Here is a 23,388-nt window from a genome sequence, read left to right as displayed (position 1 = left end):
GTCGTACCTCCTGGGGGTCGTTCAGCGGCTCTACCGCTGGTCGTCGGCTCTGATGAAGGACTGGATCGCGGTGGCCGCGGCCCCGCGCGCCCACTCCTCGAAGGGCAGCGGGCGGGTCTGTACGTCGCACCGGTCGGCGGAGCCGAACGCTGCCGCGGCGAACGCGTCGCGGATCTGTTCGGCGAACAGGTCGTGGGCGGCGAGGCCCTCGCCGGAGATGATCACCCGCTCGGGGCCGAGCAGGTTGGCCACGGTGGCGATGCCGCGACCGATGGCCTCGCCGGCCCGGGCGTAGGCCTCGCGCACCCCGGGGACGCCTCGGCGGGCCAGCTCCACGGCCTCGGCGGTGTCGCGGACCTCGGCACCCGTGGTCTCCCGGATCCGCCGGACGATCGCGGCGTCCCCCGCGATGGCCTCCACGCAGCCGCGGTTCCCGCAGTGGCAGGGCGGGCCGGACGGATCGACGGTGACGTGCCCGATCTCGCCGGCCACACCGTGCGCACCGGAGACCACACGCCCGTGCACGACGAGGCCGCAGCCGATGCCCGCGCCGACCGTCACCACGGCGAAGTCGGACAGGCCCACACCCGCACCGAACCACTGCTCGGCGACGGTCAGGGCCCGCACGTCGTTGTCCACGGTGACCGGCAACCCGGTGGTCGCACCGGCGAGTTCGGCCAGCGGCACGTCCCGCCACTGAAGGAACGGCGAGTACCGCACGACGCCCGCGCCGCGGTCCACGTCGCCGGAGACGGCGATGCCGAGTCCGAGGACGGGGATCCTCAAGTCACCCGCCTCTGCCAGCAGTTCACCCACCAGCTCGGTGACCGAGGCCAGCACGCTCTTGGGTTCGCGGTCCGGGAGCGGGGTGTGGCGGGCGACCCGGACGCGGCAGCACAGGTCGGTGAGCACCCCGATGATCTCGTCGCCGGTGACCTTGACGCCGATGAACAGCGCCCGTCCCCCGTCGACCCGTACCGGGTTGGCGGGACGGCCGAGCGCGGGGCGGGCCTGGTCGTCCGCGTCCTCCACCAGGTAGCCGGCCTCGATGAGGGGCCGTACCGCCTTGGTGACGGCCGCCGGGGAGAGTCCCGCCCGCCGGGCCACCTCCAGGCGGGTGAGCGGCCCGTGGGACAGGACCGTGGTGAAGATCTGCGAGGCGGCCGGAGTGTTCGCCGGGAACGTCTCGGCGGGGCGGATCGAGGACATGCCCCGGAACCTAGAGCCCTTATTTTCCGTCGTCAATAAAAGAAGCAGGATTCGCCGAGGGAACGTCGAAGGACTCCCACCCGGTGATCCGGGACTGTCCAACTGTGCGTCGTCCGTGGCGATGTGACGGGATGCGAGAAAGTTGCCCCGCGCGAAGGTGATCGTTCTCGTATCGGCAGCGCATCGACAGGAACGGGAGAAAGCCGGATGGTCTCAGCAACGGTGGTCAGGGGTACGGCGGTGGCGGCGGCCTTGGTGTCCCTCGTGGCGGTTCCCGCACACGCCGCGCACACCGCACCCCTGGAGCCGGGCGCCACCAGGGGCGACGCCTCTGCGCGGGCTCTGCCGAAACCCGATGTCACGGGCTTGTGGACCGCTCTGCGCACGGTGCGGCGACAGGGCGCGCCCGGCGCGATGGCACGGCTCGACGACCACGGCGCGGTCCACTGGGCGGCCACGGGCATCGCCGACCGCGGGACCGGACGGACCATCAGCAACACCGACCGGTTCCGCATCGGCAGCGTCACCAAGATCTTCTCGGCCGTCGTGCTGCTGCAACTGGCCGACGAGAAGAAGCTGCGGCTCGACGCCCCGGTCAACCGCTATCTGCCCGGTCTGCTGCCCGACGACCGCATCACGGTCCGGCATGTGCTCAGCCACCGCAGCGGGCTGCACGACTACACCAACGAGATGTTCGCGCGGACGGTCCCCGGCTTCGAGGCGGTCCGCACGAAGGTCTTCACCTACCGGCAACTGGTGGAACGGTCGCTGAGCAAGCCACGGACCACGCGGCCCGGCGGCGCGTACTCCTACTCCAACACCAACTTCGTCGTCGCCGGAATGCTCATCGAGAAGCTGACCGGGCACGCCGTGCGCACCGAGTACAAGAACCGGATCATCGACCCGCTGGAGCTGCGCGACACCTTCTACCTGCACCCCGGCACCAAGATCCCCGGCCGCCACGCCCGCGGCTATCTCACGCCGGATGCGGCCGGGGCGGCGCTCGTCGACTCCACCGAGCAGACCGTGTCCTGGGCGCAGAGCGCGGGTGCGGTCATCTCCAGCACGCGCGACCTCAACACCTTCCTGTCCGCGCTGCTCGGCGGTCGGCTCACCTCCCGGGCGCAGCTGGACCAGATGCAGCGCTGGGTGCCGTCGGGGACCAACCAGCAGTACGGGCTCGGGTTGCGGCGCCGCCATCTGTCGTGCGGAATCTCCGTGTACGGCCACACGGGCGCCGTCCAGGGTTACTACACCTACGCGTTCGCGTCCAAGGACGGCAGGCGCAGCCTCGCCGCGCTCGCCAACACCTCCAACAACGGCACGGTCCACAACTCCATGCTGGGCACCCTGGAGTCCGCGTTCTGCGGCAAGCCGGCGAAGAAGCGCCGCGCGAACTGAGCCCGCACGGCAGGTGGGAACCCGCAGGATCCGGTGAACGTTTTCCGGACATCCCCACCGGATCTCGAAGCCGGATCCCGCACCACCCACCAGGACGGCACGATGAGCGAGTTGGTCCCCGGGGGCAACCTGCCCCTCCCGGGCGGCAGCGTGGCCGTCCGGGTCCCCGGCCCCTTCGACGTGTCCGCGCTCGTCACCGACGACAGCGGCAAGGTCCGGGGCGACGCCGACTTCGTGTTCTACAACCAGCCGTCCGCGCCGGGCGCCCGGCTGCACGGCGACACCCTGACCGTCGACCCACCGCGGCTGCGGCACGGCGCCTCCCGGGTCACCGTGGTCGTCAGCCCCGCCGACCCCGGCACTCCCCTGGGCCGCCTGCCCGCCCCCACGCTGCACGTCACGGGCCCGGGCGGCCGCGCGATCGCCCGGTTCGCCCCGCCGCGCCCGCGGCAGGAGACCGTGCTGCTGCTCGCGGAGATCTACCGGCGCGGCGACGGCTGGAAGCTGCGGGCCCTGGGGCAGGGGTACGCGGACGGGCTCGCGGGGATCGCGCGCGATTTCGGGGTGGACGTCGTCGAGGACGCCACGCCGACGCCGGTCCCGTCGACACCCGCGCCGCCCGCAGCCGGTCCTCCGCGCGCAGCGGGTGCTCCGCCTGTTCCCGGCGCACGGCCCACGATGCACACCCTGTCCGCCGTCGCCACCGCACCCCTCGCCTCCCCTGGTTCCGACGGCTTCCTCGGCCTGGTCAACTCCGCCCGTGCCGATGCCGGTTCACCGCCCGTCGCCCTGGACGGCCGCCTCGCCGGCGCCGCTCAGGCCCACGCCGCCGCCATGGCCGCGGCAGGACGGCTCGGTGTCGAGGGCCGCGACGGCGTCTCGGTGTACCAGCGCGTCACCGCGACCGGGTACGCGTATCTCACCGTCGGCGAACATCTGGTCTCCGGCCCCCGCACGCCCGCCGAGTTCGTCGCGTACTGCCTGCGCACCGAGCAGCCCCGCCGCACCCTGCACGACCCGGCGTTCACCCACGCCGCGCTCGCGTACGTCAGGGGCGGCCGCTCGGGCGACACGTACTGGACGGCCCTGTGGGCCAGGCCCCTCACGCCGGGCGACCTGTCGCGCACCGCGGCGGAGGTCGTCGACCTCACCAACCGGGAGCGGGCCCGGGCGGGGTTGCGTCCCCTGGCCGGCGATCCCGCGCTCGGCGCCGCCGCGCAGGCCTACAGCACCGACATGGCCGCGCGGGCCTTCTACTCCCACACCTCGCCCGAGGGCACCCAGCCCTGGGACCGGGCGGCCGCCGCGGGATCCCGCATGCGCATGATCGGCGAGAACATCGCGTGCGGTCAGCGCTCCGCCGCCGAGGTCGTGGAGGGCTGGATGAACAGCCCGGGCCACCGCGCCAACATCCTCAAGCGGGACTTCACACACATAGGGATCGGCTTCGCCGGCGGCGGCCCGGCGGGCACGTACTGGACCCAACTCTTCGGCGCGTGAGCCCGCGAGGGCCGCGACCGCGGCACACCGCGATCTGGCCGGAGCGGGACCGTCCGGGACAGGATGCCCCCATGAAGGGTGACCTCTTTTCCAGCGAGCACATGGTCCAGCCGGCCGCGGCGCCGGGCATGACGATCGAGAACCCCAAGTGCGTCAAGTACGCGGTGAACGGTGAGATGCACGCCCGCCAGGGCGCGATGATCGCCTACCGCGGCAACCTCCAGTTCGAGCGCAAGAGCCAGGGCGTGGGCGGCATGCTCAAGCGCGCGGTGACCGGTGAGGGGCTGCCGCTGATGGCGGTGCGCGGGCACGGCGAGGCCTGGTTCGCGCACGAGGCGCAGAACTGTTTCATCGTCGACGTCGACCCCGGTGACGAGTTCACGGTCAACGGCCGCAACGTGCTGTGTTTCGACGCGTCGCTGTCGTACCGGATCGCGACCGTGAAGGGGTCGGGCATCGCCGGTGGCGGCCTGTTCAACAGCGTCTTCACGGGCCAGGGCCGGCTGGGGCTGGTCTGCGAGGGCAACCCCCTGGTGATCCCGGTCTCGCCCGAGTACCCGGTGTACGTCGACACGGACGCCGTGGTCGGCTGGACCGCCGGGCTGCAGACCTCGCTGCACCGCTCCCAGTCCCTCGGCTCGATGCTGCGCGGCGGCTCCGGTGAGGCCGTGCAGCTGATGCTGCAGGGTCACGGCCATGTCGTCATACGGCCGAGCGAGGCGACGCCGCAGAAGGCTCAGCAGCACTGACGCCCTCCGCGAGGTGATCTGCGCCTCACGAGCAACCCCGTCCGCCTCGCCGACGTCTTGATCGACAAGAGATGAACAACAGCAGGTGATCGTCCGCGGATGATGCCCTGGCCCTCTGGGCCAGGGCTGGTTTTCGACGCACTATACCGCCCATGTATACACGCAGCGTATAGATGGCGTGTATACCGGATCGAGAGGCATACATGTACGGCAAGGCATTCGCCCCGGAGTACCAGGGCGCCCTGACCACCCTGTCCGTCAACTCCTCGCTGAGCGACGTACTGGCCGCCGGCACCGAGCAGTTGGAGGCTGCCGAGCGGGCCGGGCAGCACGGCGAGGCGGCGCGTTCGGGGCTCGCGGTCGCCGAGGCGCACCGCCGACTGGGGCAGGTCGGGGACGCCGACCGGGCGTGGAAGGCCAGCTACCGCGCCGCGCGGGAGGCCGGCGACACCGGGGCGATGGCCTGGGCGCTGTGGAGCGGCGGCACCCTGGCCCGGCAGCGCGGCGCGTTCCCGCTGGCCCGGCGACTGCTGCAGCTCGCGGCGGACCTCGGCGAGCTCGGCGGCGACATCGTCGTACGCGGCTACTCGCTGGCCGGGCTCGCGGAGACCGGCCGGATCCAGGGCGACTACGACGCCGTGCACCGGCTGCACGAACAGCTGCTGGCCGAGGCCCGGCGGCGCGGCGAGGCGCGGCACACGGTGTGGGCGCTGGAGGGCATCGCCCAGATCCACCGCAACACCGGGTCGTACGACACCGCGTACGCGCTGTTCGAGGAAGCGGCCGAGATCGCCGCACGCGCCGAGGACCGGCGCGGTCACGCCTGGGCGCTGCGCGGGCTGGCCGACATCGTCTCCGTCCGGGACGGCGACACGGAGCGGGCGCTGGCCCTGCTGTCCGAGGCGGAGACCACATGCCGCGCCATGAAGCTCTCCAGCGCGCTGGCCTACAACCACAAGATGCGCGGCAACGTCTTCTACCGCGCCGGGCGTTACGCCGAGGCCCGCGCCCTGTACGAGCAGGCGCTCGCGGAGTTCCGCGCCATGAGCGAGCCCCGCGGGGAGGCACTGTCCCGGCTCGGGCTGGTCAAGTCACGGGCCCGGCTGGGCCGCGATCGTGCCGAGACCGCCGCCGAACTGGCCGAGCTGGCAGGGGTGTTGGAGCGGATCGGGTTGCGGCACGCGCGGGCGATGGTGGCTCGGGCGCAGGAGGAGTTCGGCATCGGCGAAGACGCGGCGCAGAAGCCGTACGGTGCGCGGATGGCCGTGGCGGGCGCCGGGGCGGAGGCCGCACGGTGACGGCGTTGCCTTCGGCGGTCCGGACGCCGTTCGACGCCCGTCAGGTCACCCTGCCGACGCCCGCACCGGCGGACACCCACCAGCCCGCTCCGTCGACGCACACACCTGCGGACGCCCGCCAGGTCCTGGACCGCTGCCGCGCCTTGGTACGGCCGGCTCTGCGCGACGCCGTGGGGCGGATGCACCCCTGGGTCGGCGAGATGGCCGCGTACTCCTTCGGCTGGTGCGAGGTGGGCGGCGCGCCGGCCGCCGCCTCCGGCGGGAAGGGCGTACGGCAGGCACTGGCCGTGCTCGGGGCCGAGTCGGCCGGCGCTCGCGGGCATGCCGGGGTACCCGGGGCCGTCGCGGTGGAGCTGGTGCACGCCTTCTCCCTGCTGCACGACGACATCATGGACGGCGACACGACCCGGCGTGGCCGCCCCACCGTGTGGCAGGCGTACGGCACCGGGCCCGCCGTCCTCGCGGGGGACGCGCTGTTCGCGCTCGCCGTGGAGACGCTCGCCATGGCCCCGGCCGGCCCGCAGGCGGTACGGCTGCTGTCCGAGGCGTTGCAGGACCTGGTGCGCGGGCAGGCCGACGACCTGCTGTTCGCCACGCGCCCGTGGACGGGGCCGGAACGGGTACGGCCGGACGAGTACCGGGCGATGGCCGAGCACAAGACGGGCTCGCTGCTGGGCTGCGCGGCCGCGCTGGGCGCTCTGCTCGGCGGTGCGCCGCCCGCTTCCGTCGCCGCCCTCGACCGTGCGGGACGGCATCTGGGCGTCGCCTTCCAGGTGGTCGACGATCTGCTGGGCATCTGGGGCGACCCCACCGTCACCGGCAAGCCCGTGCACGGCGATCTGCGGGAGCGGAAGAAGACGTTCCCCGTCCTGGCCGCGCTCGACTCCCCCGCCGCCGGCCCTCTGGCACCACTGCTGGAGTCGGCCGCCGACCCCGCCGCCGCGGCCGCGCTGATCGAGGAGCTGGGCGGCCGCTCGGCCGCGCTCGCCGAGGCGCGGCGCCAAGTGGCCGCCGCGGAGGCGGCTCTCGCCGATGTGCCGCTGGAGGCCAGGGCCGCCGGCGAGCTGAGGTCGCTGATCGACTTCCTCGTGCGGCGCGATCTGTGAGGGCTCGGTCCACCGCCGTACGGAGGTGAGCGACGGGTCGCCATGGCCCGCCGCGTGGCCGGGTTGACCGCGGTCGCCTCCGGCGTCATGGTGCGAAGCGGCGCGGAGGACCTGCCCCGCGCCGGAAAGGTGCCTGCCTTGATCGGGATCTCCGACGTCGAAGCCGCGGCCGACCTCATCACCGGACACGTCGTACCCACCCCGACCGTACCCAGCCCGGGCCTCACGGACCTGCTCGGCGTTCCGGTCACGGCGAAGCTCGAACTGCTCCAGCGCACCGGCTCGTTCAAGGCCCGTGGGGCGACGGCGAAGCTGCTCTCGCTGAGCGACGCCCAGCGCGCCGCCGGGGTCGTGGCGGTCAGCGGCGGCAACCACGGGATCGCCCTGGCGATGACGGCCGCCGTCCTCGATGTGAAGGCCACCGTGGTGATGCCGCGTTCGGCGCCCGCCCGAGCCGTCGGGATCGCCCGGGAAGCCGGAGCCTGCGTTCGCCTGACCGACGACATGGACGGCGCGTTCTCACTGGTCACACGGCTGCGGGACGAAGGGCTGACGCTCGTCCACCCCTTCGACGACCCGTTGGTGATCGCCGGGCAGGGCACCGTCGGGCTGGAGCTCGCCGACGATGCCGGTGAGCTCACGGACGTACTCGTCAGTGTCGGCGGCGGTGGGCTCATCGCGGGCGTCGCGGTGGCGCTGCGGGCCCGTCGGCCGGGCGTGCGGATCTGGGGTGTGGAGACCGAGGGCGCCGAGGCCATGTCCGCGGCACTGGCGACGGGCGGGCCGGTGCCGGTGGAGCTGTCGTCGATCGTGACCACCCTGAGCGCGCCGAGCGTGTCGCAGCTGACGTACGACCATGTGTCCGCTCTGGTCGACGAGGTGCTCGTGGTCCCGGACCGGGAGGCGGTGCGGGGTGTGCTCGACCTCGCCGAACACGCCAAGCTGTGGACCGAGCCGGCCACCGGCTGTCTGCTGCCCGCGGCCCGGCGCGTGCTGGAACGGGTCGGGGAGGGCGCTCGGCTCGGGCTGGTCGTGTGCGGGGGCAACGCGACGACCTCGGACGTGCTGCGCTGGGCGGCGGATTTCGGCCTTAGCTGACCGCTCCGGCTCAATTCCCGTGTGTTTTCCACTGCTTACTCACGCGTAAGAAACAAATGAAAAGAGGAGGCCTTTAGTTGAGGATTTCGTTGAACGCTTCCCGTCGCGTCTCTCGTACTTCCTGTGAGAAATGAGAGCCAGGGGTTCAACGAGGGATGGCCATGGTAAAGGCGCGCGTCTCCACAGCCGAGTTGATCGCGGGAAGGTACCGGCTCGTCGATGTCGTCCATCGCGAGACGAATCGCGTCAGTTACTACGGCGAGGACATCGAGACCCAACGTCCCTGCCTGCTGACCCAGATCGGGCTGCCCGACGACCCCTGCCCGGACGACAGGCGCCGGGCGACCTCCCGGATCCTGCGGACGTCCGAACGGATGGGGCTGCTGCGTCCGGGCCGGGTCGCCACCGTCCTGGAGGCCGTCGAGGAGTCCGGGAGCCTGTGGATCGTCACCGAGTGGATCGAGGCCATGCCTCTGGGTGAACTGCTCACCCATCAGGGCACGTTCAACTACGTACGGGCCGCCCGCATCGGCCTGGAGCTGCTCGACGTGCTGGAGGCCGCGCACGTCGCGGGCATCACGCACGGCGAACTGAGCCCGGGCCAGGTCTTCGTGCACGACGACGGCTCCGTCGTCGTCACCGGCTTCGGCCTGGCCGGCGCGACCCTGGCGCCCCGGGTGGCGGCGCCGTCGTACGCGTCGCCGGAACAGGCCCGCGACGAGCGCATCGGGCCGGCGTCCGACCTGTGGGCGCTCGGCGCGATCCTCTACACGATGGTCGAGGGGCGCCCGCCGTACCGGGAACGGGACCGGCCCGAGGCCACGCTGAAGGGGGTGGACCGGCTTCCGCTGCGCGCCCCGGTGCGTGCCGGTCCGCTCACCCAGGCCGTGCAGGGGCTGCTGCGCAAGGACTCGCGGGAACGGCTGAGCAGACCGGTGATCCGCGACGCGTTCGTGCGCGTCCTCAACGAGGACCCCGAGGCACCCCTGCAGGCAACGCCGCGTCGCCGGCCGAGTGGCCTGTACACCGCGGGCCCGGGATGGGGCAGACGCGCCATGGTCGTCGGCACCGCTCTCGCCGTGGTCACCGTCGCGGCCGCGGTCCTGGTGGTGACCAACGGCCGGGAGGACGACGGAGGTTCCTCGGCGGCCGGCGCGGCACCGACCCCGTCGACCTCCGCGAAGCAGCCCACGAGCCCGGCCCCCACGAGTCAGGTCCCCACGAGCCCGGCCCCCACCGCAGAGCCCACCCCGTCCCCCACGAAGGAGGCGACGAAGAACCCGCCGCCCACCGCGTCCCCCTCGGGCAACGCTCTGCCCGAAGGCTTCCGGACGTACAAGTCGCCGGAGGGCTTCTCGGTCGCCCTCCCCCAGGGCTGGAAGCCCCTGCGCACGACGCGCGCCTCCGACCTGGCGTACCGGGTGGTGTTCGGCGCGGAAGGAGATCCCCGCACGCTCGCGGTGACCTACAGCGAGCGCGTGGGCCCGGACCCCGTCGCCGTCTGGCGCGACGACGTCGAGCCGGGGCTGAAGGGTGCCGGGGTCGGCTACGAGCGCGTCGGTGACATCGACGGGACCACATACCGGGGCTACGAGGCCGCCGACATCCAGTGGCTCGCCGACGACGACGGCACCCGTGTCCGTACCTTCGGCCGCGGCTTCCTCATCGGCGAACACCGCGGCTATTCACTGCGCTGGACGACCTCGGCGGCCGACTGGGACGACGCCGGCAACCGGGAGGCCCTGGACGTCGCCCTGGACACCTTCCGGGTGCCCGAGGACTGAGAACCAAGGCCCGTCCGGCGGGTCAGGCCGAGGCGCGAGGTGCCCGCATCGCCCGCAGGGGCAGTCCGTGCAGCGGTTCCGTACGCCAACTGGCCTTGAACGTCCGGTCCTTGAGCGAGCACCTCACGTCCAGGTGGTGCGGGGTCTCCAGGAAGGCGACGTCCACGACCAGGGTGTCCGGGTCGGTCCAGCCGCCGCTCACCGCGGTGGGCACCGGCTCCTCGGCGACGGTCCACCCGTCCTCCCCGAGCCGCACGCGCAGCGGGTGGCCGTCCTCGGTGAGCGTCAGCGTCCAGCCGTCCGCGCCCGGCGCGAGGTCGATCGCGGTGAGCTTGGGCAGCTGCGCGCAGACCCCGCCGTCCGGGGTGAAGGCTGCTGCGGACCAGGCCTGGGCACGCTCGGGCGGTGCGGGCTTGCCGGCCGCGGGTGACAGTGCGAGGCCCGCCAGCCGGGCGGCCAGGGCAGCGTCCGCCGCCTCGCCGCCGGTCAGGGGTGCGGGCCGGAACGCGGGCAGCAGGTGCTCCCAGACCAGGTCCAGCACGGCCTGCATGTTCCAGGTGTCCCCGGTCGTCGCGATCACGGCGTCCTGCTCGGGCAGCACCAGGCAGAACTGACCGAACGCGCCGTCACCGCGATAACCGTGCCGGGACATCCAGAACTTGAAGCCATAGCCCCGTTGCCAGTCCTCCCCGGGCATGCCACCCGCGGTCTCGATCTGCGCACGGGTGGCCTCGGCCACCCACCACTCGGGCAGCAGCCGTTCGCCCTCCCACACCCCGCCCCGCAGATACAGCTCGCCGAGCCGGGCGACGGCGTCGGTGGTGGCGTGCAGTCCGCTGAAGCCGAGTTCCCGGCCGCTGCGGTCGCGCAGCCACCCGACGTCGCCGATGCCCAGCGGATCCAGCAGGCGGGGCCGGAGATACTCGGTCAGCGACTGGCCGCTCGCCTTCTGCACGAGGGCGGAGAGCGTGAAGGTGGCCGGCTGGTTGTACGCGAAAACGGTCCCCGGGTCACGGGCCGGCGGTATCAGCAGGAACCCGCGCACGAGGTTCTCCCGGTCGAGCTCGCGCGCCGCGAAGAGGGTGTCGCTCTCGTGGCCACTGGCCATGGACGCCACATGCCGCACGAGCATCGCGCGGCTGCGCGGGTCGGTGATGTCGGCCTCGAACTCGGGGAAGTACGAGATCACCGGGTCGTCGAGCCGGATCAGCCCCTCGGCGGCGGCGATCCCGGCGGCGGCCGCGGTGAAGCTCTTGCTGATCGAGTAGAGGAGATGGGGGCGTTCGGCGGTGTACGGCGCCCACCAGCCCGACGCGACGAGCCGGCCGTGGCGCAGGATCATCAGGCTGTGCGGCTCGATGTCCGGGGCGGCGTCGAGGGCGCCGAGGAAGGCGAGGACACCGGAGGCGTCGACGCCCTGGGCGGCGGGGGTACTCGAGGGCAGCGGGCGAACAGTCATGCGGGCATCCTCCCCCAGGGCTTGGCGACGATCGAGGCAACGGGCGCCGCCGGGCGTGCATATAGGCTGCCTCTCTGCACATGTGCGGTGCGACCACCCCTGTTCACATGTGCGGTCCGACCAGCACTGCTCAGGAGAGTCATCCGTGACCCTTGCGTTCGTCCCGCCCGAGACGTCCCCCGCGCCCCAGGCCCCCTTGTCCGACCTCGTCGCGCGGGACGCGCGCGAGTTCGGGGTCTACGCGCGGACCGGAGGGTGGACCTTCGGTCTGATGGTGGCCCGCAGCGTGCGGCCCGGCGGCCAGGGTGCGGACGAGACGCCGAAGGTGTCCGCGAAGGAGTTCGCCGAACTCGCCGGGTGCTCCCCCGAGCGGGTCATGCGCTACTACAAGGCCTGGGACCGGGCCGCCGACAACGGCCTCGTCCCCCACTTCGAGGCCCTCGCGCCGGGCCAGGAGGTGGAGCTGCCGGACGCCGACGTGTGGATCGGCTACTACGTCTCCCGCAACAGCGCCACCTCCGAGCGCGGCACGGCCATCGCCGAGGCCGCCGAGGCCGAGGGCATCCGCCCGACGAAGGCCCTGGAGGTCGCCGAGAACCCCACCGCGCTGCGCGCCGCGATCCTCGCCGACCCCTCGACCGCCCGCGCCGCCCGCCAGGCGCTCCTGGACCGGGTCCGAGAAGACCCGGACCTCCAGGCCGAGTTGGCGCGGGACGTCGTACGCACCGACGACCTGAAGAAAGCCGTCGCCACGGAGAGCCGGTCGGCCGACCGGATCGGCTACGTCCGCCAGATCGCCGAGTCCGGCCAGATCAAGACGCCGGCCGGGCAGATGGTCGACGCGCCCGTCGACCTGCGCCAGGAGGCAGAGCGGCACCTGTCGCTCATCGACGAGCTGGAGGAGGACGAGGACACCGGTGAGTGGGCCTCCGAGGCCTACGACACCATGAAGTCGCTCGTCGTCGAGGCCGTGGAGGCCGACCCCGAGCTGCGGGTGCAGGAGCGGCGGACGAAGTTCTACAACAGCCTGCAGAAGGCGACGAAGGTCTTCGAGGAGCTGACCTTCGACGATGTGCAGGAGTTCGTGGAGGACGACATGGTCCAGCAGTTGGAGGAACTCCAGCAGGCCATCGCGACCGCCATCGCGGCACTGCGCGGGACGCAGTCGGGCTCGGCTCGGGCCGAGTAGCCGCACTCGCCCTTGCGGGCGCCACCGCTCACTCCGTGTGGCGGTGGCGTGCCCACATCGGCAGCGCGAACCAGCACACTATGTACCAGACGACCACGCCCGAGACCAGCCAGGGCACATAGTCGTCGTGGGTGGCGACCCTCAGAATCAGCAGGAGCGAGCACGCCGTCGTGGCGAGGAGCAGGATCAGGCCGACGAAGGTCAGCCGGGAGGCCAACGTCACCGCCTGCGGTTTGATGCGCCGCCCGGACACCAGCCGGTGCAGGGAGACGGGGCCGATCAGGGCGCCGGTGGCGCAGGCGCCCAGGACGACCGTCACGATGTAGATGGTCTGGTCCGTGTCGTTGAGGGTGTCGTACTTCGTCGTGAACACGACAGTGAGCAGGAAACCGAACAGGATCTGCACGCCCATCTGGGCCACACGGACCTCTTGGAGGATCTCGCCCCACATGCGGTCGGCGCGCTCCTCCTCGGTCTCGTCACGTCCTGTCCGTCTCTCCTGCTCGGTCATGCGGGTACGGGTAACCCCGACACCGAGCGCTCAAACGGAGGGGCTCCGGGAGCGGCATGAAGGCCGCTCCCGGAGCCGTACCGCGTCTACCAGCGGTTTTCGACCTGGTCCTTGATCCGTCGGTCGTAGAGGTCCTGGATCGCGGCGAGCGTCTCGTCGGACAGGTCCGGCAGCGCGGCGGCGGCCGCGTTGGCGCGGGCCTGCTCGGGTGAGCGGGCGCCCGGGATCACGGTGGTCACGCCCGGCTGCTGGATGATCCAGCGCAGGGCCAGCTGAGCCGGGGTGAAGCCCTCGGGAGCCAGGGCGGCGAACTCGACGGCCGCCTCCACACCGGACTCGTAGTCGACGCCGGAGAAGGTCTCGCCCTGGTCGAAGGACTCGCCGTGGCGGTTGTAGGTGCGGTGGTCGTTCGCGGGGAAGACGGTGTCCTTGGTGTACTTGCCCGACAGCAGGCCGGAGGCCAGCGGGACCCGGGCGATGATGCCGACGCCGGCCTCCCGGGCGGCGGGCAGCACCTCGCGCAGGGGCTTCATACGGAACGCGTTCAGGATGATCTGCACGCTGGCCACGCCCGGCCGGGCGATCGCGGTCAGCGCCTCCTCGCAGGTCTCCACGCTGACGCCGTACGCCGCGATGCGCTCCTCCTCGACCAGGGTGTCCAGGGCGTCGAACACCTCGTCCGTCGAGTAGACCGGCGTCGGCGGGCAGTGCAGCTGGACCAGGTCGAGGCGGTCCACGCCGAGGTCGCGCCGGGAACGGTCGTTCCAGGCGCGGAAGTTGTCGAGAACGTAGTTCTCGGGGATCTGGTCGACGCGGCGGCCCATCTTGGTGGCCACGAAGATGTCCAGCTCGGGCCTGCCGCGCAGGAACGTGGCGATGGTCTGCTCGCTGCGTCCGTCGCCGTACACGTCGGCCGTGTCGAAGAAGGTCACCCCCGACTCGACGGCCGCGTCCAGCACCGCGAGGGCGTCCTTCTCGTCGACGTCTCCCCAGTCGGCGCCCAGCTGCCATGTCCCGAGACCGACGACGGAGGCCCGCCGTCCCAACCTGCCCATTACACGCTCGTCCATGGTGTCAGTGTGTCATTCGTCATGGTCATGCGCGGAACGGGCCCCTCCGCCGCGTTCCCTGTGAATCATTCACTCACACGGGTGAATAGATCGTACCGGCGCACGGTGACTGCGGAGCCGGTCCCTAGCGTGAGCTCATGATCGACGAGTTCAGCCGCAGGCGCTTCCTGCGCACCGCCGCCCTGGCCGCCGTACCGATTCTCCTCCCGGCGGATCCGGCCGTCGCGGCACAGGAGTTACCGGACTTCCCGGCGGAGGTGACGCTGTACCGCTCCGCGTACCGCAACTGGGTCGGCGAGATCACCGCCGACGGGCTGTGGGCCTGCGCACCGGACACCCCGGACCAGGTGGTCGCCGCCGTCAACTGGGCCCGGGGGCACGGCTGGAGGGTCCGCGCCCGGGGCGCCTCGCACGGCTGGTCACCGCTGACGATCACCCAGGGCACACCGTCGGACACGCAGGTCCTGCTCGTCGACACCGCCCCTCACCTCACCGGCCTGTCCCTGGAGTCGCCGGACTCGGTACGCGCCGGCGCCGGTGTCACCCTGGAGGCCCTGCTCACCTACCTGGAGGAGCGCGGACTCGGCGTCACCGCAGCGCCCGCGCCCGGCAACCTCACCCTGGGCGGCGCCCTGGCCATCGACGCGCACGGCACCGCCGTACCGGCACGCGGCGAACAGCGGCTGCCCGGGCACACGTACGGCTCGCTCAGCAATCTCGTGCTGTCGCTGACGGCGGTCGTCTGGGACGAGGCCAGTGGCGCGTACGTGCTGCGCACCTACGACCGTGACGAGGCGGACTGCGCCGCGCTGCTGACCCATCTCGGCCGCTCCCTGGTCACCGAGGTCGTGCTGCGCGTGGGCGCGAACACCGACCTGCGGTGCGTGAGCCGTACGGACATCCCGGCCGGCGAACTCTTCGCCACGCCCGGCACCGAGGGACGTACCTTCGAGAGCTTCCTGGACCGGGCCGGGCGGGTCGAGGCGATCTGGTTCGCCTTCACCGAGTTCCCGTGGCTGAAGGTGTGGAGCGTCTCCCCCACCCGGCCGCTGACCTCGCGGCACGTGAGGCAGCCGTACAACTACCCGTTCTCCGACAACGTGCCGCGCCCCGTGGCGGAACTGGTCGGGCGCATGGTGTCGGACGGGGCCTGGTATCTGGCGCCCGTGCTGGGCAACGCGCAGTACGACGCGGCCGCCCTCGGGCTGGTGGCGACGCTGTCGGCGGACCTGTGGGGGCCGTCCAAGAACACGCTGCTGTATCTGCGGCCGACGACGCTGAGGATCGCCACGAACGGGTGCCTGGTGCTGACGGGCCGGGCCCAAGTGCAGCGTGTGGTCGCCGAGTTCACGTCCTTCTACCGGGAGCGGCTCGCGCAGTACGCCGCGCGGGGGCGGTTCCCGGTCAACGGCTCGGTGGAGATCCGGGTGACCGGCCTCGACGATCCGGCGGACGTCGGCGCGGACGGCGCGCGGACGCCGCTGCTGTCGGCGCTCCGGCCGCGCGGCGATCATCCCGAGTGGGACACCGCCGTGTGGCTGAACATCCTGACGCTGCCCGGGACGCCGTACGCGGAGGCGTTCCTGCGCGAGATCGAGCAGTTCCTGCTCGGCACGTTCGACGGCGGGTACGCCATGACCCGGGTCGAGTGGTCGAAGGGCTGGGCCTACACGGACGAGGCCGCCTGGAGCGACGACGAGGTGCTGGGCTCGGTCGTGCCCGGCAGCTTCGGGGAGGAGGCCTGGCGCGAGGCTTCGGAGGTCCTGGACCGGCTCGATCCCCACGGTGTGTTCGGCAACGCCTTCCTCGACCGGTTGTTCGGGTGAGACCGGGCTACTTCCGGGACGCCCTGGCCTGCAGGGTGCGCGCGACCTTCGGCCCCAGCCGGCTCTTGAGGCGGCGCAGCACCTCCAGTCGCCCGGCCGCCCGGTCGATCCGGTAGTACAGCCGGGGCGGCATGTGGGGCAGCAGAGGTGAGTGGCGCTGGCCGAGCAGGGCGAACATCTGCTGCGGGGGCAGGTCGATGTAGCGGGGCAGGCTCTCGTACCACTGGGCGCTGTGGCGGGCCGCGCTCTGGAGAGGCAACAGGGCCTGTCGGCGCTCCTGTTCGTAGCGGGTGAGGGCCTGCGGGAGGGCGGGGTGCTCGTGCAGTGCGCCGGCGAGGGCGATGGCGTCCTGCAGCGCGAGGGTGGTACCGGCGCCGATGGAGTAGTGGGTGGTGTGGGCGGCGTCGCCCAGCAGGACCAGGTTGTCGCGGTGCCAGGTGCGGTTGGTGAGGGTGCGGAAGGTCTGCCACCGCGCGCCGCCCTCGGCGCCGGAGCGGCCCACGAGGGGGTGGCCGTCGAGGATGCCGGCGAAGAGCTTCTCCAACAGGGCCGGTCCGTCGGCCTCGTCGGCGGTGTCGAGGCCGAGGCCGACCCAGGTCTCGGGGGCGCATTCGACGACGCAGGTGCCGGCCCCGGGACCGTAGCCGTACCCGTAGCACCAGATCCAGCCGTGTTCTGTCTCGGCGAAGGCGAAGGTGAAGGCGTCGAAGACCTTGCTGGTGCCGAGCCAGAGGTAGGGGTTGCGGCCGATTCCGATCTCGGTGCCGAAGTGGTCGGCGTGGCGGCCGCGCAGGGCGCTGTGGACGCCGTCGCAGGCCACGACCAGGTCGGCGTCGGGCAGGTTGTCCGGTGGGATCCGGTGCTCGAACTCCAGGCGGACGCCGAGCGAGCGGGCGCGGGTGGCGAGGATCTCCAGCAGTCGGTGGCGGCCGATGCCGCGCCCCTCGTCGCCGGGCCGACGGGTCGTCAGGTCCCGTACGTGGGCGACGCCCTCGTTCCAGCGGACCGAGCTCTCGTCGATGGCGCGGGCCGACTCGGGGTCGTGCTCGTGCAGCTTGTCGAGCAGTTCTCGCCAGTAGGTGACGCCCCAGCCGTAGGTGGCGCCCTCCGGGTCGCGTTCGTGGACGGCGATGTCATGGGACGGGTCCCGCAGCTTCAGCAGGATCGAGAGATACAGCCCGGCGGGCCCGCCGCCGACACAGACGACCTTCACGCACACCCCTAGAAGTTACCCAAAACGGCCATTTCGGCTCGGCAGCGTAGCAGGGCGGACTCCTGACAACGCCGCGCTCCGGATCGCGCCAGTTTCGGCGGGTGAAACAGACCACTGACACCGCCGCCGTCCGCGAAGGACCGCCGGGAACGCGATCACCAGGAGAAGGAATTCCCCGTTCCGGTGATGCGCGGACACCTCGCACAGCAAGATCATCCTTGTTCAACCTTGCATGACATGTGTGCACTTGTCCGGATCGTAGCCAACCACTACCGACCGATTTCTCCCTCTCTCGTCCCGCCCGATAGGCATGCGGAGTCGTCCATCGAACGCAACCAGGAGGTCCGTATGCCGGAACTCAACCGTCGCCGCGCGCTCACCGCCGCGGCCGCCCTCGCCACCGCGGCAGGTGTCCAGACGATCGCCGCCACGAGCGCGTCCACCGCCCCCAGCACGGCCACCACCCCCAGCGCGCCCGCAGCCGGGCACGCCGACCACCACTCCCCGGCGTCCTTCGACGAGGTCTACCACGGCCGCCGGATACAGGGCCGGCCGGTCTCGGGCGGCGGCCACCAGCATCACGGCGCCGGCTACGCCGTGTTCGTCGACGGCGTGGAGCTGCATGTGATGCGCAATGCCGACGGCAGCTGGATCAGCGTCGTCAGTCACTACGACCCGGTGGCCACCCCGCGCGCCGCCGCCCGCGCCGCAGTCGACGAGCTGCAGGGCGCGGCGCTCCTGCCCTTCCCCGCCAACTGACCTGACGTACCCGCACTTTGGAGCATCCGCGCACATGACCGTCCGCAAGAACCAGGCCCTGCTCACCGCCGACGAGAAGCGGCGGTTCGTCGCCGCCGTGCTGGAGTTGAAGCGCAGCGGCCGTTACGACGAGTTCGTCACGACGCACAACGCCTTCATCATCGGCGACACCGACAACGGGGAGCGCACCGGCCACCGATCACCGTCCTTCCTGCCCTGGCACCGCAGATTCCTGCTCGAATTCGAGCAGGCGCTGCAGAAGGTGGACGCCTCGGTCGCGCTGCCGTACTGGGACTGGAGCACCGACCGCTCCATACGCTCCTCGCTGTGGGCGCCGGACTTCCTCGGTGGCACCGGGCGCAGCCTCGACGGGCGGGTGATGGACGGGCCGTTCGCCGCGTCGAGCGGCAACTGGACGATCAACGTGCGCGTCGACGGCCGTACGTTCCTGCGCAGGTCGCTGGGCACGGCCGTACGGGAGCTGCCGACCCGGGCCGAGGTGGAGTCCGTGCTCGCGATGCCGACGTACGACATGGCGCCCTGGAACAGCGCCTCGGACGGCTTCCGCAACCACCTCGAAGGGTGGCGCGGCGTCAATCTGCACAACCGGGTCCATGTCTGGGTCGGCGGGCAGATGGCCACCGGTATGTCGCCCAACGACCCGGTGTTCTGGCTGCACCACGCCTACATCGACAAGCTGTGGGCGGACTGGCAGCGGCGGCACCCCGGCTCCGGCTATGTGCCGACGGCCGGGACACCGAACGTGGTCGATCTCAACGACACGATGAAGCCGTGGAACGATGTGCGCCCGGCCGATCTGCTGGACCACACCGCGCACTACACCTTCGACGCGGCCTGAGACCCCGCAGGCCGATCGGTCAGGCTTCGGCGGTACGGCACTCCGGGTGGCCCCAGCCCTGGGCGTTCTTGGCGATGGGCTCACCCGCCGCGTAGCCGCGTCCGCAGACGCAGCGGCCGGGGAACTTGGCCTTGATGGTGCGCGAGGAACTGCCGTTCTTCCGGGGGGCCGCGGCCTTGCGGCGCGGGGACTTGGCCGGCGGGGTGTCCGGGGAGGGCGGCGGCTCCGGTGAGCCGAGGCCGCTGCCCGCGGGCTCCTGGACACTGGCCGCCTGGCTGGCGGCGCGGTCGGCGAAGTCGTTCAGCGGGTCGCCGTCGACCTGGTGGGCGGGGACGTAGCGGAACTCGACCGTGCGGCCGGCGAGCAGTTCGTCGATGCGCACGACCAGGTCCTGGTTGGCGACCGGCTTGCCGGCGGCCGTCTTCCAGCCGTTGCGCTTCCAGTTCGGCAGCCAGGTAGTGACGGCCTTCATGGCGTACTGCGAGTCCATGCGGATCTCCAGCGGTACGCCGGGGTCGGTCGCCGTGAGCAGGCGTTCCAGCGCGGTGAGTTCCGCGACGTTGTTCGTGGCCCTGCCGAGTGGCCCCGCCTCCCAGCGGGCCGGCGTCTCCTTCTCGTCGGCGACGACCCAGGCCCAGCCCGCCGGACCGGGGTTTCCCTTCGAAGCCCCGTCGCACGCGGCCACAACTCGTTCACGCATGTGCCCGATCATGCCATGGGCGGGTCGGGTACCCGGTCGCGGAGTCGGTCAGGAGACGTCGCTGAGCTTGGGCATCTCGCCCTCGGTGGTGCCGGTGTCGATCACCGAGAAGTTCGCGCCCTGCGGGTCGCTCAGCGCGGCGAACCGGCCGAACGGGCTGCCCATCGGGCCGAAGCGCAGCACGCCGCCGAGCTTGGTGGCCTTGGCGACGGCGTCGTCGCAGTCGGGGACGTTGAAGTAGACGTTGATCCACGGAGGGATGTCGTCGGGGAAGTCGTCCGTCATCTTCATCCGGCCCAGGGCCATGGTGTCCCCGCCGAGCGTGTAGAGGCGGAAGTCCATCTCGCCATCCTCCATCTGCTGCTGACCGTAGCCGAAGACAGCGGGGAAGAAGGCGTCGGACTTCTCCGGCTCGCGGGTGAAGATCTCCGCCCAGCAGAAGGCCCCGGGCTCGGTCATCTCCGCCTCGAAGCCCTCGTGGGTGCCGGCCTGCCACACACCGAAGACGACGCCACCGGGGTCGCGGGCCAGGCACATGCTGCCGAAGTCGCCGACCGCCATGGGCTCCATCAGGATCTCGCCGCCGTTCTCACGGATCCTCGCCGCGGTGGCGGCGACGTCGGGCGAGGCGAAGTAGAGGCACCACTGCGACATGCCCTCCTGGCCCGGCATGGGCGGGACGACCGCGGCGGCCGCCTTGCCGTCCGCGTAGGCCTGGGTGTAGTTGCCGTACTCCGACGACTGCTCGCCGAACGTCCAGCCGAGGACGTCGCCGTAGAAGTTCTTCGCTCCCTCGATGTCGGTGAACATCGCGTCGGCCCAGACAGGGGTTCCTTCAGGTTTCACGGCCATGACTGCGGCCCTCTCCCGGATCGGTGGGTTGTCCCGATTCTCACGCTAGCCATCCGGCAGTCCGGCCGCGCGCCGAATGCCCGGTTCCGTCCCAGACTGGGGGCAGACGGCGAGCGGTCGACGGACGGGGCTCGGTATGGCGGACGGGACGATGCCCGCGTGGTCGGTGATCGAGCCGGGGCCCGTCGAGTCGGGGTCCCTGCGGCTGGTCGAGAAGCCGGTGCCGGTACCGGACGACGACGAGCTGCTGGTGCGGGTGCGGGCCTGCGGGGTGTGCCGAACGGATCTGCACGTCACCGAGGGGGATCTGCCGGTGCACCGGCCGGGGGTCACGCCCGGGCACGAGGTCGTCGGCGTGGTGGCCGGGTTCGGGCGCGCGGTGCGCGGCTTCGACGTCGGGGAGCGGGTGGGGGTGGCCTGGCTGCGGCGCACCGACGGCACCTGCGCCTACTGCGCGCGCGGCGCCGAGAACCTGTGTCCTGCCTCGCGGTACACGGGCTGGGACGCCGACGGCGGATACGCGCCGTACACGACCGTACCGGCCGCGTTCGCGTACCGGTTGCCGGGCGACCTCGACGACGTGACGCTCGCGCCGCTGCTGTGCGCCGGGATCATCGGCCATCGCGCGCTGCGGCGGGCGGCGCTCCCGGCGGGCGGGCGGCTCGGGCTGTACGGCTTCGGGGGCAGCGCCCATCTGTGCGCGCAGGTCGCGATGGCGGAGGGCGCCGTCGTGCACGTGCTGACGCGGGGCGCGGCAGCGCGCAAGCTCGCGCTGGAGCTGGGGGCCGCCTCGGCCCGTGACGCCACCGAGATGCCGCCGGAGCCGCTGGACAGCGCGATCCTGTTCGCGCCGGTCGGCGAACTGGTCCCGGTGGCGCTGCGGGCCCTCGACCGGGGCGGAACGCTGGCGATCGCGGGCATCCACCTCAGCGACGTCCCGGCGCTGCGCTACCAGACCGACCTCTTCTACGAGAAGCAGTTGCGCAGCGTCACCTCCAACACGCGCGAGGACGGCCGTGAGTTCCTCGCGCTCGCCGCCGAGCACGCCGTCCACGCCACCACGCACCCCTATCCCCTGTCGCGGGCCGACGAGGCGCTGCGGGATCTGAAGGCGGGCCGGTTCGACGGCGCGGCGGTGCTGGTCGACGACCTGTCCTGAGCGTGGCCTCGCGGGCGTGCGGAGGCACGGGAGGGGAGCGGGATCACCCACGGTGCGTCTTCTGCCTCATACGGAAGGTTTGCACCTCCGACGCCTGAAACCGCCCCTTTCACGCCCTGATCACGAAGCCGCCACGGCTGTTTGGCTGGTGCACGCGCTCGGCCAGCCCAGCTCACCTCCCGGGAGGGAAATTGTCCACACCGGACAGCGCCACCGGTCCCGCCATCGACGAACCCGATCCCGCACCGAATTCCGACAGCTCACTCACCAGTCTCAGCACCCAGGCGGCCCGGCAGCTCGCCACCACCACCAAGTCCGAACCCCAGATGCAGGCCATCAGCTCGCGCTGGCTGCTGCGGATGCTGCCCTGGGTGGACGTCAAGGGCGGCACCTACCGGGTCAACCGGCGTCTGCAACTGCGCGTGGGCCGCGGCCGGGTGCAGTTCGACCAGAACGGCGCCTACGACATCAAGGTCATCCCCGAGACCCTCACCGAACTGCCGGTCCTGCGCGGCTACACCGACACCGACGTCCTGCGGGAGATCTCCACCCGGTTCCGGGTCCGGGAGGTGCGCGCCGGCCAGGTGCTCATCGAGGCCGGGCAGCCCGTCACGGAGACCTACCTGGTCGTGCACGGCCGGTTCACCCGCTTCACGGCAGGCAAGTACGGCGAGGAGGAGATCGTCGGAGTCGTCACCGACGGCGATCAGATCGGCGACGAGGCCATCGGCCAGCCCGACCCGCTGTGGCTGAGCTCGGTGCGGGCGGAGACGGCCGGCGTGCTGCTCACGCTGCCCTGGAGCGTCGTCCAGGAGTTCACCGACCGGGTGCCGTCCCTCGCGGCGCACCTGGAGGCCTACGCCGCGCGGCAGAACCTGCCCATGAACCGCAAGGGCGAGGCCGACGTACCGGTGCAGGCCGGCCACGTCGGCGAGCCGACCATCGACGGCGGCTACGTCGACTACGACCTCGCGCCGCGCGAGTACGAGCTGTCACTCACCCAGACCGTGCTGCGCGTGCACACCAGGGTCGCCGATCTCTACAACAACCCGATGAACCAGACCGAGCAGCAACTGAGGCTGACGATCGAGGAGATCCGCGAACGTCAGGAGTGGGAGCTGGTCAACAACCGGGAGTTCGGGCTGCTGCACAACGTCGACTACGGGCAGCGCATCAGCACCTTCACCGGGCCGCCGACCCCGGACGACATGGACGAGCTGCTGTCGATGCGCCGTAAGACGAAGCTGTTCATCGCCCATCCGAAGGCGATCGCGGCGTTCTTCCGGCAGTGCAACCGGCGCGGGCTGGTGCCGGGCACGGCGAGCGTCGAGGGGCACGAGATCCCCGCCTGGCGCGGTGTGCCGATCTTCCCGTGCAACAAGATCCCGATCAGCCCGCAGCACACCAGCAGCATCATCGCGCTGCGCACCGGCGAGGGCGACCAGGGCGCCATCGGGCTCTACCAGACCGGGATCCCGGAGGAGCACCAGCCCGGTCTGAACGTGCGGTTCATGGGCATCGACGCCAACTCGATCATCCGCTATCTCGTCACCGCCTACTACTCGCTGGCGATCCTCGTCCCCGACGCGGTCGGGATCCTCGAGAACGCCCAGGTCGGCCGGACGGCCGAGTGACCGCTTGGAGCA

General features: G+C 71.7%; 20 protein-coding genes. 13 read left to right on the top strand and 7 right to left on the bottom strand.

Going from position 1 to position 23,388, the window contains the following annotated elements; genetic code table 11:
• Nucleotides 1–30 precede the first annotated feature (30 nt).
• Nucleotides 31–1,209 carry an ROK family transcriptional regulator gene (locus EJ357_RS44555; RefSeq protein ID WP_126398100.1) on the bottom strand — a complete coding sequence of 393 codons (1,179 nt, stop codon included), beginning with the start codon at nucleotides 1,207–1,209 and terminating at the stop codon, nucleotides 31–33.
• A gap of 207 nt (nucleotides 1,210–1,416) precedes the next feature.
• On the opposite strand from EJ357_RS44555, the gene EJ357_RS44550 reads away from it, so the two are divergent.
• The 7 genes from EJ357_RS44550 (at nucleotide 1,417) to EJ357_RS44520 (ending at nucleotide 10,145) form a co-directional block, all read left to right on the top strand.
• Nucleotides 1,417–2,610: a serine hydrolase domain-containing protein gene (locus tag EJ357_RS44550; RefSeq protein WP_126398098.1), complete on the top strand. Its 1,194-nt coding sequence runs from the start codon at nucleotides 1,417–1,419 to the stop codon at nucleotides 2,608–2,610.
• Nucleotides 2,611–2,712: 102 nt separating this feature from the next.
• Nucleotides 2,713–4,110, top strand: coding sequence for a CAP domain-containing protein (locus tag EJ357_RS44545; protein ID WP_126398096.1), 1,398 nt, complete (start codon nucleotides 2,713–2,715; stop codon nucleotides 4,108–4,110).
• A gap of 71 nt (nucleotides 4,111–4,181) precedes the next feature.
• Nucleotides 4,182–4,859, top strand: a complete 678-nt coding sequence (locus EJ357_RS44540; protein ID WP_126398094.1) for an AIM24 family protein — start codon at nucleotides 4,182–4,184, stop codon at nucleotides 4,857–4,859.
• Between the two features lie 203 nt (nucleotides 4,860–5,062).
• Nucleotides 5,063–6,157, top strand: a complete 1,095-nt coding sequence (locus tag EJ357_RS44535; RefSeq protein ID WP_126398092.1) for a tetratricopeptide repeat protein — start codon at nucleotides 5,063–5,065, stop codon at nucleotides 6,155–6,157.
• Nucleotides 6,154–7,263, top strand: a complete 1,110-nt coding sequence (locus EJ357_RS44530; protein WP_407698451.1) for a polyprenyl synthetase family protein — start codon at nucleotides 6,154–6,156, stop codon at nucleotides 7,261–7,263. Before EJ357_RS44535 ends, EJ357_RS44530 begins: the two co-directional genes overlap by 4 nt.
• Nucleotides 7,264–7,401: 138 nt before the next feature.
• Nucleotides 7,402–8,361, top strand: coding sequence for a threonine/serine dehydratase (locus EJ357_RS44525; RefSeq protein ID WP_126400869.1), 960 nt, complete (start codon nucleotides 7,402–7,404; stop codon nucleotides 8,359–8,361).
• 155 nt (nucleotides 8,362–8,516) lie between these two features.
• A complete protein-coding gene (locus EJ357_RS44520) occupies nucleotides 8,517–10,145 on the top strand; it encodes a serine/threonine protein kinase (protein WP_126398090.1) in 1,629 nt (542 codons plus the stop codon).
• A gap of 22 nt (nucleotides 10,146–10,167) precedes the next feature.
• Here the strand turns inward: EJ357_RS44520 and EJ357_RS44515 are convergent, their stop codons facing one another.
• Nucleotides 10,168–11,604, bottom strand: a complete 1,437-nt coding sequence (locus tag EJ357_RS44515) for a serine hydrolase domain-containing protein (protein ID WP_126398088.1) — start codon at nucleotides 11,602–11,604, stop codon at nucleotides 10,168–10,170.
• Nucleotides 11,605–11,749: 145 nt separating this feature from the next.
• Between EJ357_RS44515 and EJ357_RS44510 the strand changes: the two genes are divergently transcribed.
• A complete protein-coding gene (locus EJ357_RS44510) occupies nucleotides 11,750–12,793 on the top strand; it encodes a hypothetical protein (RefSeq protein ID WP_126398086.1) in 1,044 nt (347 codons plus the stop codon).
• A gap of 28 nt (nucleotides 12,794–12,821) precedes the next feature.
• Here the strand turns inward: EJ357_RS44510 and EJ357_RS44505 are convergent, their stop codons facing one another.
• Both EJ357_RS44505 and EJ357_RS44500 read right to left on the bottom strand, forming a co-directional pair.
• Nucleotides 12,822–13,304 (bottom strand): DUF6328 family protein, encoded by a 483-nt coding sequence (locus tag EJ357_RS44505; RefSeq protein ID WP_126398084.1) that lies wholly within the window; start codon nucleotides 13,302–13,304, stop codon nucleotides 12,822–12,824.
• Between the two features lie 86 nt (nucleotides 13,305–13,390).
• Nucleotides 13,391–14,374, bottom strand: coding sequence for an aldo/keto reductase (locus EJ357_RS44500; protein WP_126398082.1), 984 nt, complete (start codon nucleotides 14,372–14,374; stop codon nucleotides 13,391–13,393).
• Between the two features lie 137 nt (nucleotides 14,375–14,511).
• Here EJ357_RS44500 and EJ357_RS44495 point away from each other — a divergent pair, with 137 nt between their 5' ends.
• Nucleotides 14,512–16,200, top strand: a complete 1,689-nt coding sequence (locus tag EJ357_RS44495; protein WP_126398080.1) for a cholesterol oxidase substrate-binding domain-containing protein — start codon at nucleotides 14,512–14,514, stop codon at nucleotides 16,198–16,200.
• Nucleotides 16,201–16,207: 7 nt separating this feature from the next.
• Here the strand turns inward: EJ357_RS44495 and EJ357_RS44490 are convergent, their stop codons facing one another.
• Nucleotides 16,208–17,419, bottom strand: a complete 1,212-nt coding sequence (locus EJ357_RS44490; RefSeq protein ID WP_126398078.1) for an FAD-dependent monooxygenase — start codon at nucleotides 17,417–17,419, stop codon at nucleotides 16,208–16,210.
• 342 nt (nucleotides 17,420–17,761) lie between these two features.
• Here EJ357_RS44490 and melC1 point away from each other — a divergent pair, with 342 nt between their 5' ends.
• Complete coding sequence (gene melC1 / locus EJ357_RS44485) at nucleotides 17,762–18,172, top strand: apotyrosinase chaperone MelC1 (RefSeq protein WP_126398076.1); 411 nt, start codon at nucleotides 17,762–17,764, stop codon at nucleotides 18,170–18,172.
• A gap of 34 nt (nucleotides 18,173–18,206) precedes the next feature.
• The gene (gene melC2 / locus EJ357_RS44480; protein ID WP_126398074.1) at nucleotides 18,207–19,031 is read left to right on the top strand and encodes a tyrosinase MelC2; all 825 of its coding nucleotides are present in this window, start codon (nucleotides 18,207–18,209) and stop codon (nucleotides 19,029–19,031) included.
• 19 nt (nucleotides 19,032–19,050) lie between these two features.
• Here the strand turns inward: melC2 and EJ357_RS44475 are convergent, their stop codons facing one another.
• On the bottom strand, nucleotides 19,051–19,743 hold the full coding sequence (locus EJ357_RS44475; protein ID WP_126398072.1) for a ribonuclease H family protein: 693 nt from the start codon (nucleotides 19,741–19,743) through the stop codon (nucleotides 19,051–19,053).
• A gap of 36 nt (nucleotides 19,744–19,779) precedes the next feature.
• On the bottom strand, nucleotides 19,780–20,583 hold the full coding sequence (locus tag EJ357_RS44470; protein WP_126398070.1) for a VOC family protein: 804 nt from the start codon (nucleotides 20,581–20,583) through the stop codon (nucleotides 19,780–19,782).
• A 151-nt stretch (nucleotides 20,584–20,734) separates the two neighbouring features.
• Here EJ357_RS44470 and EJ357_RS44465 point away from each other — a divergent pair, with 151 nt between their 5' ends.
• Together EJ357_RS44465 and EJ357_RS44460 are read left to right on the top strand one after the other, a co-directional pair.
• Nucleotides 20,735–21,742 carry a zinc-binding alcohol dehydrogenase family protein gene (locus EJ357_RS44465; protein ID WP_188142323.1) on the top strand — a complete coding sequence of 336 codons (1,008 nt, stop codon included), beginning with the start codon at nucleotides 20,735–20,737 and terminating at the stop codon, nucleotides 21,740–21,742.
• Between the two features lie 191 nt (nucleotides 21,743–21,933).
• Entirely contained in the window at nucleotides 21,934–23,376 is a 1,443-nt protein-coding gene (locus tag EJ357_RS44460; RefSeq protein WP_126398066.1) for a family 2B encapsulin nanocompartment shell protein, read from the top strand.
• Nucleotides 23,377–23,388: the final 12 nt, after the last annotated feature.

Origin of the sequence: Streptomyces cyaneochromogenes (genome assembly GCF_003963535.1) — a bacterium.
Taxonomy (GTDB): domain Bacteria; phylum Actinomycetota; class Actinomycetes; order Streptomycetales; family Streptomycetaceae; genus Streptomyces; species Streptomyces shaanxiensis.
The sequence above is the reverse complement of the archived record's forward strand: the minus strand, read 5'-3'. Positions and strand labels throughout refer to the sequence as shown.